Below are 12,756 nucleotides of genomic sequence, written 5' to 3' on the forward strand. Positions count from 1 at the left end.
ACAAGCACCTGCTGCAATGCATGCCATCCCAGTGTTTCCACCGGAGCCGGTCATGCCCACACGTCTTCGGACTGTTCTTGCTGCAGCTGGTATCGCCGCGAGCGGCTTGCCCGGTATTGGCCCGATCCAGGCCCGGCGGTCGGCGACCAGGGCAAGGCTCCGGGGTTTGCCGGCAGGGAAGTAGCGTATCGGCCTCCCTGTCCGCTTGCCGCCGCTGCAAGCGGCTATGTCGCTAAATGGCGTGCCTGCGGGCCAGATACAGTGGGATACACGGAGAATCGCCGGCACCCATACAATGGCGTCGACGCCCGCTGGCGCCTTGCTTTGCTTGACTGAGGGATAGAGATGGACGCACACACCGACCATATCCTGGTTGTTGACGACGACCGGGAAATCCGGGAACTGGTATCGACCTATCTGGCCAAGAATGGGCTGCGCGTGACCGTGGCCCAGGATGGCAGGCAGATGCGGTCGTTCCTGGAGGCCAATGCCGTCGACCTGATCGTGCTGGACGTGATGATGCCGGGCGACGATGGCCTGGTGCTGTGCCGTGAGCTGCGAGCCGGCAAGCACAAGGCCACCCCGATACTGATGCTGACCGCGCGCAGCGACGAGACCGATCGCATCGTCGGCCTTGAAATGGGCGCCGACGACTACCTGGCCAAGCCCTTCGCCGCGCGCGAGCTGCTGGCCCGCATCAAGGCGGTGCTGCGCCGGACCCGGATGCTTCCGCCCAACCTGCAGATCACCGAGGCCGGGCGCTTGCTCGCCTTTGGCGACTGGCAACTGGACACCACCGCGCGCCACCTGCTTGACCAGGAGGGCATCATCGTTGCCCTGAGCGGGGCGGAATACCGTCTGCTGCGCGTCTTTGTCGACCATCCCCAGCGCGTGCTCAACCGCGACCAGCTGCTCAGCCTTACCCAGGGCCGCGAAGCCGAGATGTTCGAACGCTCGATCGATCTGCTGGTCAGCCGCCTGCGCCAGCATCTCAAGGACGACGCCCGCGAGCCGCGCTACATCAAGACCGTGCGCAGCGAAGGCTATGTCTTCTCGATGCCGGTGGAGATCGTGGAGGCGCGCCAGTGAATCTCCGCGGCTTGCCCTGGCCCCGTACCATGGGCGCACGGTTGTTCCTGATCCTGCTGGCGGGGCTGATCGTCGCGCATGGCCTGTCGTTCGGCGTGCTGTTTGCAGAGCGCTATATCACCGCGCGCCAGGTCATGCTCGGCACCCTGGAGACCGACGTCTCCACGTCGATCGCCATCCTGGACCGCCTGCCCGCGGCGGAGCGCCCACAGTGGCTGAAGCACGTGAATCGCGGCAACTATCAATACATGCTGGGGCCGGGCCTGCCCGGCGTGCCGGAGATGTCAGCGCAGGCCAAGGAGGTTGCCGACCGGATCATGGAGGCGAGCGGCGGCCGCTTCCCGGTCAAGGTCGAGTCCATCCCCGGCCAGGGCAAGCGCATGCAGGCCCACCTGACCCTCAGCGACGGCAGCCCGCTGACCATCGACGTGCACCCGAAGCCGGCGCCGGTCGCGCAATGGCTGCCCTATGTGCTGGTGATCCAGCTGCTGCTGCTGGTGGTGTGCAGCTGGCTTGCCGTGCGGCTGGCCATACGCCCGCTGGTGGCGCTGGCCAATGCCGCCGACGCGCTCGACCCGAACGCCAGTGCCCCGCCATTGAGCGAGACCGGGCCTACCGAGCTGGCGCGTGCCGCGCGCGCCTTCAATGCCATGCGTGAGCGCATTGCCAGGTTTGTCGAGGAGCGCGTGCAGATCCTGGCCGCGATCTCGCACGACCTGCAGACGCCGATCACGCGCATGAAGCTGCGCGCCGAAATGGCGGAAGACTCCGACGACAAGCGCAAGCTCATGCACGACCTCACCGAGATCGAGACGCTGGTGAAGGAGGGCCTGGCTTACGCACGCGCCGCGCACGGCAATGGCGAAAAGCCATCGCGGATCGATATCGGTTCGTTCGTCGACAGCCTGGTCTACGACTACCAGGACACCGGCAAGGCCGTGACGATCCTGCAGCGTGTCGATGGCGCCATCGTGACGCGCCCGCACGCCTTGCGCCGCATCCTGACCAACCTGACTGACAACGCCATCAAGTTTGGCGGGGCGGCGGAACTGAGCTTGCGCCGCGAGGACGGTGGCGCGGTGGTCATCAGCGTGCTCGACCGCGGGCCAGGCATTCCGGCGGAGCAGCTCGAGTCCGTGCTGCAACCGTTTGTCCGGCTTGAGGCATCGCGCAACCGGGAGACCGGCGGCACGGGCCTGGGCCTTGCGATTGCGCACCAGCTCGCGCTGGCGATCGGCGGTGCGCTGACGCTGCGCAATCGCGACGGCGGTGGCCTGGAGGCGCAACTCAGGCTGGGCTGAGCCGCGCTGCCGCCAGTCGCGCTACCAGCCGCCCTACCAGCCGCCCTACCAGCCGCCCCCCAGGGCACGGAACGTTGCCACCGCGGCACGGGCATTGTCGGCGCCCACACGTGCCTGCTGGTCGCGCGCGGCCAGCAGCAGGCGGTCTTCTTCCAGCACTTCGAACAGGCTGACCGCGCCGCCCTTGTAGGCGTCTTCGGCGGCGCCGCGTGCGCGGGCGTGGGCCGCCACTTCCACGGCCAGCTCCTTGCGCTGCAATTCCAGCTGGGTCAGGGCAATGATTGCGTTCTCCACGTCCTCGGTGGCGCGCAGCATGGCCTTGCGATAGGTGGCCAGGGCCTCGGCATTGGCGCCTTTGGCCTGCGCCACCTCTGCGTCCACCCTGCCGAAGTCGAACAGCCGCCAGCGCAGCCCCGCGATGGCCGCAGGCTGGAAGGCCGACGCCGTGAACAGCTTGCCGGCGGAGAGGCTCTCGAAGCCGAGCAGCGCTGACAGCGACAGCTTCGGGTAGTACTCGGCGGTTGCCACGCCGATGCGGGCGCTGGATGCCGCCAGCCGGCGCTCCGCGGCAATCACGTCGGGGCGGCGCTGCAGCAGGGTGGCCGGACTCTGCGCCACGGCGATCTGCGGCACGGCGCCGAGCTCGGTCGGCGTCAGGAGTTCGGCTGCATAGGTGCCCGGATGCGCGCCCATCAATACATCCAGGCGATTCAGCTGTGTCTCCAGTTCAATCTGCAGCGGCGGGATCGTCACGCGGGTCTGCGCGACCTGCGCCTCTGCCTGGGCCCGCTCCCGCTCGGCGCCGATGCCATCGGCCAGCCGAAGCTGCACCAGTTCAAGCAACCTGGCATTGGTCCGCACCTGCTGCTGCGCGATGGCGATGCGTTGCTGCGCGCCGCGCACGCGGAAGTAGGCATCGGCCGCCTCCGCGGCCACCAGCACGCGCACGCCCATGTGGTCGGCTTCGGCGGCCTGGGCTTCCGCGCTGGCAGCCTCCGCGCCGCGCCGCAGGCCGCCGGCCACGTCGATCTCCCAGCTGGCCCCCACGCCCGCGGTGTACAGCGTCGTGTTGCGCTCAAAGCCCGGGGCGTTTTTGCCGAGGCTGCCCAAGGGACCCTCCAGCGACTGGCGCTGCTTGCTTGCGCTTGCGGACAGCGCTGCCCGTGGCAGCAGTTCGGCGCCGGCGTGGCGGGCCGCGGCGCGGGCCTGGTCAACCCGGGAAATGGCAGCCGCGAGGTCTAGGTTCTGCTCCAGCGCACGCTGGATGACGCGCGTCAGCGCGGGATCGTCAAAGCCCAGCCACCAGCTGTCCAGTGACGGCGCGGGCTGCGTGGCTTCCCGGGCTTCCAGCGCCGCACCATGCGGATAGGCCGCGGGCATGTCCGAGGCGGGCGTGCGGTAGTCGGGGCCGACGGCGCAGGCGGCCAGGCTGACTGCGACGCTCGCCGCGAGCAGGGTCGGCACCAGGCGCGCGATACCGGCGCGGATGGGCTGGAGCGGCGGGCGGGATGGACTTTGCGGCATGACGGGCACCTCTCAGGCAATGACGAATAAGACACAAGCTAAAAACTAACTTGCATGATGATAGTTACTACTCTAGACTAACTTTCAAATTGATAGCAACTGGTTTTTCGAGGCGCTGATCATGCTGAAAGACCCACCTGGTGAAACCCTCTGCCCGATTGCCCGCACGCTCGCCCGCGTTGGCGACCACTGGAGCGTGTTGATCCTGCGTGAAGCCTTCCACGGCGTGACGCGCTTCGATGCGTTCCAGCAGAACCTGGGCATCGCTCCCAACATGCTGACCCGCCGCCTCAACTCGCTGGTCGAGGAAGGCATGCTGGAGCGACGCCGCTACTGCGATCGGCCGCCCCGGTCGGAGTACATCCTGACCGAGCGCGGCCACGACTTCCGCCCGGTCTTGCTGGCCATGCTGGCCTGGGGCAGCAAGCATCTCGCGCCTGGGCCACCGGGCACCCCCGGCGGCTAAGCGCCCGGCTGAGCCTGACAAGAATCCCCCTGAACCCTCGCTACATCCCGAAAACAGAAAGGAAGTGCCATGAGCAGCAACACACTGACTGAACGGGCGGGTACCGAACCTGTTCCCGCGTCGAAATCCAGGCCCAGCGCCAAACGCCTGCTGGCGACGGGCGTGCTGGCTGTCGCCGGGCTGGCCGGGATCGGCTATGGCTACCACTGGTGGACGTCCGCCCGCTTCCTGCAGGCTACCGACGACGCCTACGTCGGCGGCGATGTCACGGTGATCGGCGCCAAGGTCGGTGGCTACATCGCGGAAGTGGCGGTGGCGGACAACCAGACCGTCCATGCTGGCGACTTGCTGGTCCGCATCGACGACCGCGACTACCGCGCCGCACTGGCCAAGGCCGAGGGCGCGGTCGCTGCGCAGCAGGCACTGCTCGCCAACCTCGATGCCACCGCGCACTTGCAGGAGGCGGTGATTGCCCAGGCCAGGGCCGGCATGGCGGCGGCCAATGCGGACACCGTGCGGGCGCGTGACGACCAGGCGCGCTACGCCAGCCTGGTGGCAAAGGCGGCGGTCTCGATCCAGAGCTCGCAAAAGGCCGACTCGGATTACAAGCAGGCGCAGGCCAATGGCGACAAGGCGCGCGCCTCGCTGCTGGCCGCGCAGCGCCAGCTGGAAGTCATCGGCACGCAGAAGCAGCAGGCCCAGGCAGCGCTGGCACAGGCCATTGCTGAGCGCGACATCGCGAAGCTGAACCTGGGCTACACCGAGTTGCGCGCGCCGGTTGATGGCACCGTGGGCAACCGGCGGGCCCGCGTCGGCGCCTTTGCCGGCGCCGGCACCCAGTTGCTGTCGATCGTGCCGGCCAGCGGCTTGTGGGTGGACGCCAATTTCAAGGAAGGACAGCTGGCGCACATGCGCCCCGGCATGCCGGTAGAGATAGAAGCCGATGTCCTGCCGGGACGAGTCTTCCATGGCCATGTGGCCAGCCTGGCGCCGGCCACCGGCGCGCAGTTCAGCGTGTTGCCGCCGGAGAATGCCACCGGCAACTTCACCAAGATCGTTCAGCGCGTGCCGGTGCGGATCCGCCTGGATGAGGCGGATGCCCGGCTTGGCGTGCTGCGTCCGGGCCTGTCGGTCATCGCGCAGGTCAATACGTTGCCCGGCAAGCAGGTGCGGTGATGACTACCACCAGCCTGGCCACTCCCGCTGCCGCGCCACCCCTGGACACGCCGGAGGCGATGTCCACCAGCGCCAAGGTGTTTGCCTTCGGCACCATGTGCGTGGGTATGTTTATCGCTTTGCTGGATATTCAGATCGTATCGGCGTCATTGCGCGATATCGGCGGCGCGCTCTCGGCCGGCGCCGATGAGACCGTCTGGGTGCAGACCAGCTACCTGATCGCCGAGATCATCGTCATTCCCTTGTCCGGGTGGCTTTCGCGCGTCATGTCGACACGCTGGCTGTTCGCCGCCTCGGCGGCGGGCTTTACGGTAACCAGCCTGCTGTGCGGGGTGGCATGGGACATCAACAGCATGATCGTGTTCCGCGCCTTGCAAGGTTTCCTGGGCGGTTCGATGATCCCGATGGTGTTTACCACGGCCTTTGCCTTCTTCGTCGGCCCGCAGCGTGTCATCGCCGCCGCCACCGTCGGTGGGCTGGCTTCGCTGGCGCCGACGCTGGGGCCCACCATCGGCGGCTGGATCACCGACAACTTCTCCTGGCACTGGCTGTTCTTCATCAACCTGGTGCCAGGCATCTTCGTCACCATCGCGGTGCCGCTGATGGTCAAGGTCGACCGGCCCAACTGGTCGCTGCTGCGCGGTGCCGACTACCTGGGCATGGGGCTGATGGCGCTGTTCCTGGGCTGCCTCGAATACACCCTGGAAGAAGGGCCGCGCTGGGACTGGTTCGGGGATGACGTGATCCTGGCCACCGGCTGGATCTCCGGCCTGTCGGGCGTGGCCTTCATCTGGCGCACGCTGACCTATGCCAACCCCTTGGTGGACCTGCGCGCGCTCAAGGACCGCAACTTCGCGCTCGGCTGCTTCTTCTCCTTTGTCACCGGCATCGGCATCTTTGCCACCATCTACTTGACGCCGCTGTTCCTGGGGCGGGTGCGCGGCTTCAGCGCGCTGGACATCGGGCTGGCGGTGTTTTCCACCGGCGTGTTCCAGATGGCATCGATCCCGCTCTATGCCTTCCTGGCCAACCGGGTCGACCTGCGCTGGCTGATGATGGTCGGGCTTGGACTGTTCGCGGTATCGATGTGGTACTTCGCGCCCATCACGCATGACTGGGGTGCGGCGCAGCTGCTGTTGCCGCAGGCGCTGCGCGGCATGGCGCAGCAGTTCGCGGTGGCGCCGACGGTAACGCTGACGCTGGGCAGCCTGCCGCCGGAGCGGCTCAAGCTGGCGTCGGGGCTGTTCAACCTGATGCGCAACCTGGGCGGCGCGATCGGCATCGCGGCCTGCGCGACCGCGCTCAACAACCGGGGCAACCTGCACTTCCTGCGCGAGGCGGAACACCTGAACATTCGCAATGAAGCCATGGGCGGCATGCTGCAGGGGATCGCCAGCGAGTTCATGGCGGCCGGGCACGATGCACTCGATGCGCAGACCGCGGCGCTGCGGCAATTGTGGGGGCTGGCATGGCGCGAGGCGCAGACCCAGACCTTTGGCGACATCTTCCTGATGATCCTGGTCTGCTTCGCGATCGCCACCGCGATGGTGCCGCTGATGCGCAAGGTGGCCCCGCCCAAGGCGCCGTCTGCAGACGCGCATTGATCTGGGAGCGACCATGGAACTCAGTCCATTCAAATGGCTCCTGTCCGTCGCGCTGATCACGGGCAGCAGCGCCACCGCGGTGCATGCGGGAGAGCGCCCGCGCGACACCGGTGTGGCCTGCGCCCGTGCGGCCAATGCCTATTGCAAGTTGCCCGATGAAGGTAGCAGGCCCATGCTGCAAGGCGGGCGATTGGACAAGTCCGATGGATTCGACGGCCGGCTCGTTTGAGCCTTCGGCCGGCTTTGTATCTGCGTGTGTCGCAATCATGGACTTCTACACAGCGATACAAAGCCGCCGAAATCCCGACACATGCCGCTTACCGTGGCCTCCTAGACTCACGCTCACATTGATGACGCCAACAGGAGAAGCAAATGTCGAAGACCGTTGATATACCTCGCCGTGGCTTTCTGAGTGCCGCGGCAATGACGCTGGCAGCTGCACCGTTCGGCCTGTCGCAGGCCGCCCCTGCACCGACCGGTGTGTCGAAAGCGCCGCCGCTGCCCCGCACCACGCCGGGCACCCATACCAGCTTCGCGCCGATCAAGCAGATCAACGCCGGCGTGCTGAATGTCGGCTACGCCGAGGCCGGCCCTGCCACCGGGCCGGTCGCGCTGCTGCTGCACGGCTGGCCCTACGATATCCATAGCTTTGTCGACGTGGCGCCGCTGCTGGCGGCCCGCGGCTACCGGGTGATCATTCCCCACCTGCGAGGCTTTGGCTCGACGACCTTCCTGTCTGCCGACACGCTGCGCAACGGGCAGCCCGTGGCCATCGCCGCCGACATGATCGCGCTGATGGACGCGCTGAACATCCGCAACGCCGTCGTGGCCGGCTTTGACTGGGGCGCGCGCACCGCCGACATCATGGCGGCGCTCTGGCCGGACCGCTGCAGGGGGCTGGTTGCGGTCAGCGGCTACCTGATCGGCAGCCAGGCGGCGGGCAAGCAGCCGCTGCCGCCTGAAGCCGAACTCCAGTGGTGGTACCAGTTCTATTTCTCCACGGATCGGGGCCGTGCCGGTTACCAGAAATACACCAACCAGTTCGCGAGGCTGATCTGGAAGCTGGCGTCGCCGCAATGGCAGTTCGATGATGCGACGTTCGCGCGCAGTGCCGCCGCGTTCGCGAATCCCGACCACGTCGACATCACCATTCACAATTACCGCTGGAGGCAGGGCCTGGCTAGCGGCGAAGCGAAGTTCGACGAGTTCGAGAAGCGGCTCGCCACGGCGCCCACCATCAGCGTGCCCACCATCACCATCGAGGGCGATGCCAATGGCGCGCCGCATCCCGAGCCCAGCGCCTATGCCAGCAAGTTTACGGGCAGGTACGAGCACCGGAACCTGACCGGCGGGATTGGCCACAACCCGCCGCAGGAAGCGCCTACCGCCTTTGCGCAGGCGGTGCTCGATATTGACAGGCCCTGACACATGCGCTGCGCAATGCGCAGGTGGCTGATACTGGCTGCCGTGACGCTGTCGGCGCTGGTATCGGAGCTGGGTGGCGCAGGCCATCGCTGCGCATGGTCCGGCATGCCCCGGCCCATGCGCGCGGAGAAGCGGGTGGCAAGCGGGGACGTCTCGCCGTAAGGCAACGGCGAACGCGGAATCAGGCCAGCTGCTATTTCGCCTGATGCACCGCGGCAGCGTAGACGGCATCCGCAACCTGCCTGGGCCTCGACCGCGCATGATAATATTCGCACGCGAATAAAATCTCATCCTTCATGGTCCGCCCAGACATGGAACATCGCCTCGTCTATCTCCTGAATGTGGGCCAGCGCCGCCTGCACCGTTGGATACAAGCGCGCACCGCCGCAGGTGGTGTGACTTCGGCCCAGGCCGGGCTCCTTTTCTTTCTGGGCAGGAATGATGGCGCGCTGATGAGCGAGGCCGCCACGGCGCTGGACCTGGGCGCGCCCGGGATGAGCGGCCTGGCCGACCGGACCGAAAGGGCCGGCCTGGTCGAGCGCCGGCCGGATGAGTACGACCGCCGTGCCTCGCGCCTATGGTTGACAGAGGCGGGGCGCCTGGCGCGCCAGCGTTCCAAGGCAAGCACGAAAGTACTGAATACCAGGCTGACCGAAGGTTTCACTGAAGCCGAGATCGACGTGGTGGCGCGCTGGCTGACCAGCCTGCAGACAAAATTTCCGGCAGCCGACGAGGGCGAGGTGTAGCCTCAGTGCGGCTGAAAACCGACTCAACCGGTTTACTGTCCGGCAATCCTGCTGAAGTCTGGTTTGCGCTTTTCGGCGAAGGCTGAGAAGGCTTCCCTGGCTTCAGCGCTGACCAGCCGCTCCTCGAATCTGGTGCTTTCGCTTTGCATCTGCGAAACCAGTTTTTCCGCATCGCGCATGAGCTGCTTCATTGCGCTCAGGGAGCCAGCCGGCCTGGCGGCAATTTTCTCTGCCATCCGACGCGCGTCCGCCCTCAGCTGGTCATTGGCGCAGACCTTGTTCGCGATGCCCCATGCGACGGCGGTTTGCGCATCAAGCGGCTCGCCCAGCGCGAACATCTCGAAGGCCCTGACGTGTCCGATCCGCAAGGGGAGCAGGTAACTTGAAGCCGCTTCGGGAACGAGGGCGAGATTGATGAAAGGCGTGATCAGTTGCGCGTCCTGGCCGAGCACGACGTAATCGCAATGCAGCAGCATGGTGGTCCCGACGCCGACGGCCTTGCCATTGACGGCGGCGACAATCGGCACGATCGAATTCGCAAGGGCGCGCAGAAAGCGATGCACGTGACGTTCACCGGGGCCGTTTCCCGCGGCCATCGCGGCAAATTCGCCGAGATCATTGCCGGCCGTAAAACTGTCCCCGTCTCCCTGCAACAGCAATACCCGAATGGCCGGGTCCTGCTGTGCCTGCTCGATCGCGTCGGCGAGTGCGCCGTACATCTCGTTGGTCAAGGCATTCTTCTTGTCCGGCCGGGCGAGCGTGATGGACAGCACGCCGCCGCTGAGGTCAACGCGGATTTCCGGGGTCATGGGTCGGTCTCCAGTGAGAGTTGCATGGTGCCGTACGGCACTGAAGTTAGGTTCGCATGCGAAGTATATAAATAATTCGCGTGCGAAGTAAACGGGCCGACTGGGCAATGCTGTTATTTGGTCCTGGAGGTCAGCGGCGACGGGTTCAGCACGGATAAAAAACGAGCTTGCATGGTGATAGTGACTACTCTAGACTAACTTTCAAATCAATAGCAACTCGATTTTCCGAGGATCCCAGTCATGCAGAGGAAGCCACTTGGTGAAACGCCGTGCCCGATCGCACGGACTGCGGCACGCGTTGCCGACAGCTGGAGCGTATTGATTCTGCGCGAAGCCTTTTACGGCGTGACCCGATTCGATGAGTTCCAGCAAAACCTGGATATCGCGCCCAATATGCTCACGCGGCGCCTCAACTCGCTTGTTGAAGAAGGGATGCTGGAGCGTCGCCAGTACTGTGACCGGCCGCCCCGTTCCGAATACATCCTGACCGAGCGCGGGCGCGATTTCCGCCAGGTCCTGCTGGCCATGCTGGCGTGGGGCAACAAGCATCTCGCGCCCGAAGGCGAAAGCGTCCAGTTGGCGAACCGGCGCACCGGCCTGCGCGTGGAGCCCGTGCTGGTCGACCCGGCCACCGGCCGCCCGATCACCGATGCCGACTATCACATTGCCCCCGGCCCCGCCGCCAGCGACGGTGTGCGTCGGCGGCTGTCCCGCTCGGCTGAAGCCTGAGCGGCATCTCCCGGGCAATCAGTACCCATTGAGCCTTTCAGGCCGGCTAGCGGCCGCATGCCACATGGCGTCCCAACTGAAGTGCGGTGCGGACGCTTGATATTGCGATGAAGCAGGGAGAATACGATGAACGCAAGAGATGTCGTGCTATGCCAGCCGGTACGGACCGCCATCGGCGCCTACAACGGCTCATTGAAGGCCATTCCGGCAACCGGTCTTGGCGCGGCGGCAATCCGCGCAACCGTGGAGCGTGCGGGCATTGATCCGGGGCTGGTCGGCAGCGTGGTATTCGGCAATGTGATCCAGGCGGGCAACCGCATGAACCCGGCCCGCCAGGCTGCCATCGAGGCGGGCCTGCCGGTTGCGGTTCCGGCGATGACAGTCAACCGCGTTTGCGGTTCGGGGGCGCAGGCCATCGCCACGGCGGCGGACGAGGTGCGGCTGGGCTATGTCGATATCGCGATTGCCGGCGGCATGGAGAACATGGATCGCGCCCCATACCTGATGCCGACCGGCCGCTGGGGGCAACGCATGGGAGATGCCGCCCTGCACGACAGCATGCTGCACGACGGCCTGCTGGACGCCTTCTCCGGTCAGCATTCCGGATGGCATACCGAGGACCTTGTCGCCCGCTACGCGCTATCCCGCGAGGCCCAGGATCGCTGGGCCGAGCGCTCGCAGCGTAACTTCGCGCTGGCGCAGGCGAACGGGCGCTTCACCGGGCAGATCGCCGGGGTGGCCATCAAGGGGAAGGGCGGTACCACCATGTTCGAAGTCGACGAAGCCAACCGCCCCGATACCAGCCTCGATGCGCTCGGCCGACTCAAGCCGGCGTTTCGCCAGGACGGCACGATTACCGCCGGCAATGCGCCCGGGCTCAACAGCGGCGCAGCAGCCATGATCGTTGCCGAACGCTCGGTGGCTGATGCCAGGGGCCTGGAGCCCCTGGGGCGACTGGCCGCCTATGGCGTTGGGGCCGTGGAGCCTGGCATGTTCGGGCTGGGCCCGGTGCCGGCGGTGCGGCAGGCGCTGCAACGTGCCGGCTGGAAGCTGGGCGACATTGAGCGCATCGAGATCAATGAAGCGTTCGCCGCGGTGCCGCTGGCTGTCGCCGCCGAGCTTGGATTGCCCCACGACATCATCAATGTCGACGGTGGTGCCATCGCCCACGGCCATCCGATCGGTGCGACCGGCGCGGTGCTGACGACGCGCCTGCTGCATGCCATGCGCGCCGACGGCATCCGGCGCGGCATCGTCACGCTGTGCATCGGCGGCGGACAAGGGATTGCGCTCGCGTTCGAGGCGCTGGCCTGAAGCGTCTGTCTTCATACCTGGCGAGCCTCGGTCGGTGAGGGCAGCGCCAAACCACATGGAGGAGCAAAGCATGAATATTCAATACATCGAGGATCTGGCGGCGGGCCAGAAGTACGGTTCGGGGCGGTTGACCGTCGAGCCTGAAAGGATCAAGACCTTTGCTGCCGAGTTCGATCCGCAGCCCTTCCATCTTGATGAAGCCGCTGCGCGAGACACGCTGTTTCGTGGACTGGCGGCGAGCGGCTGGCATACCGCGGCGTTGACCATGCGCTTGCTGGTCGATGGCCAATTCCGGCCCGCCGGCGGCATCGTCGGCGCGGGCTTCGAGGAGCTGCGCTGGCCAAAGCCAGTGCGCCCTGGCGATGAATTGCATATCGAGAGCGAGATACTGGACGTGCGGATTTCAAAATCGCGCCCCGACCAGGGCATCGTGAAGGTGCGTACCACAACCTTCAACCAGGCCGACGAGCCGGTGCAGGTTTTTACCGGCAATCTGATCGTGCAGCGGCGCCCCGCGGCCGCCGCGCAGACGGAGGCGTCATGAAGATTCTTGTGCTCGGTGCAGGAGCCATG

General features: G+C 66.2%; 12 protein-coding genes and 1 pseudogene. 11 read left to right on the forward strand and 2 right to left on the reverse strand.

Annotation, left to right across the window (positions count from 1 at the left end):
* Positions 1-345: 345 nt before the first annotated feature.
* Positions 346-1,089, forward strand: coding sequence for a response regulator (locus CBM2588_RS08220; RefSeq protein WP_115680106.1), 744 nt, complete (start codon positions 346-348; stop codon positions 1,087-1,089).
* Positions 1,090-1,118: 29 nt separating this feature from the next.
* Positions 1,119-2,390, forward strand: a complete 1,272-nt coding sequence (locus CBM2588_RS08225) for a sensor histidine kinase (protein ID WP_172583571.1) — start codon at positions 1,119-1,121, stop codon at positions 2,388-2,390.
* A gap of 45 nt (positions 2,391-2,435) precedes the next feature.
* On the opposite strand, the gene CBM2588_RS08230 is transcribed toward CBM2588_RS08225, so the two are convergent.
* The gene (locus CBM2588_RS08230; RefSeq protein ID WP_115680108.1) at positions 2,436-3,914 is read right to left on the reverse strand and encodes an efflux transporter outer membrane subunit; all 1,479 of its coding nucleotides are present in this window, start codon (positions 3,912-3,914) and stop codon (positions 2,436-2,438) included.
* 121 nt (positions 3,915-4,035) lie between these two features.
* On the opposite strand from CBM2588_RS08230, the pseudogene CBM2588_RS08235 reads away from it, so the two are divergent.
* The 6 genes and pseudogenes from CBM2588_RS08235 to CBM2588_RS08260 all read left to right on the forward strand — a co-directional run.
* Positions 4,036-4,353, forward strand: a pseudogene (locus tag CBM2588_RS08235) (winged helix-turn-helix transcriptional regulator); the annotation flags it as partial.
* A gap of 96 nt (positions 4,354-4,449) precedes the next feature.
* Positions 4,450-5,556, forward strand: a complete 1,107-nt coding sequence (locus CBM2588_RS08240) for an HlyD family secretion protein (RefSeq protein ID WP_115680110.1) — start codon at positions 4,450-4,452, stop codon at positions 5,554-5,556.
* Positions 5,556-7,160 (forward strand): DHA2 family efflux MFS transporter permease subunit, encoded by a 1,605-nt coding sequence (locus CBM2588_RS08245; RefSeq protein WP_115680111.1) that lies wholly within the window; start codon positions 5,556-5,558, stop codon positions 7,158-7,160. Before CBM2588_RS08240 ends, CBM2588_RS08245 begins: the two co-directional genes overlap by 1 nt.
* A gap of 13 nt (positions 7,161-7,173) precedes the next feature.
* Positions 7,174-7,389, forward strand: coding sequence for a hypothetical protein (locus CBM2588_RS08250; protein ID WP_115680112.1), 216 nt, complete (start codon positions 7,174-7,176; stop codon positions 7,387-7,389).
* A 143-nt stretch (positions 7,390-7,532) separates the two neighbouring features.
* Positions 7,533-8,585, forward strand: a complete 1,053-nt coding sequence (locus CBM2588_RS08255; RefSeq protein WP_115680113.1) for an alpha/beta fold hydrolase — start codon at positions 7,533-7,535, stop codon at positions 8,583-8,585.
* Positions 8,586-8,896: 311 nt separating this feature from the next.
* Positions 8,897-9,331 (forward strand): MarR family winged helix-turn-helix transcriptional regulator, encoded by a 435-nt coding sequence (locus tag CBM2588_RS08260; protein ID WP_115680115.1) that lies wholly within the window; start codon positions 8,897-8,899, stop codon positions 9,329-9,331.
* A 32-nt stretch (positions 9,332-9,363) separates the two neighbouring features.
* On the opposite strand, the gene CBM2588_RS08265 is transcribed toward CBM2588_RS08260, so the two are convergent.
* On the reverse strand, positions 9,364-10,140 hold the full coding sequence (locus CBM2588_RS08265) for an enoyl-CoA hydratase (RefSeq protein ID WP_115680116.1): 777 nt from the start codon (positions 10,138-10,140) through the stop codon (positions 9,364-9,366).
* A 240-nt stretch (positions 10,141-10,380) separates the two neighbouring features.
* Between CBM2588_RS08265 and CBM2588_RS08270 the strand changes: the two genes are divergently transcribed.
* The 3 genes from CBM2588_RS08270 (at position 10,381) to CBM2588_RS08280 (ending at position 12,727) form a co-directional block, all read left to right on the forward strand.
* On the forward strand, positions 10,381-10,869 hold the full coding sequence (locus CBM2588_RS08270) for a winged helix-turn-helix transcriptional regulator (RefSeq protein WP_115680117.1): 489 nt from the start codon (positions 10,381-10,383) through the stop codon (positions 10,867-10,869).
* A 126-nt stretch (positions 10,870-10,995) separates the two neighbouring features.
* Positions 10,996-12,183, forward strand: coding sequence for a thiolase family protein (locus CBM2588_RS08275; protein WP_115680118.1), 1,188 nt, complete (start codon positions 10,996-10,998; stop codon positions 12,181-12,183).
* A 70-nt stretch (positions 12,184-12,253) separates the two neighbouring features.
* Positions 12,254-12,727 (forward strand): MaoC family dehydratase, encoded by a 474-nt coding sequence (locus CBM2588_RS08280; protein ID WP_115680119.1) that lies wholly within the window; start codon positions 12,254-12,256, stop codon positions 12,725-12,727.
* Positions 12,728-12,756: the final 29 nt, after the last annotated feature.

The organism is Cupriavidus taiwanensis (assembly GCF_900250075.1).
In the GTDB taxonomy this organism is placed as follows: domain Bacteria; phylum Pseudomonadota; class Gammaproteobacteria; order Burkholderiales; family Burkholderiaceae; genus Cupriavidus; species Cupriavidus taiwanensis_C.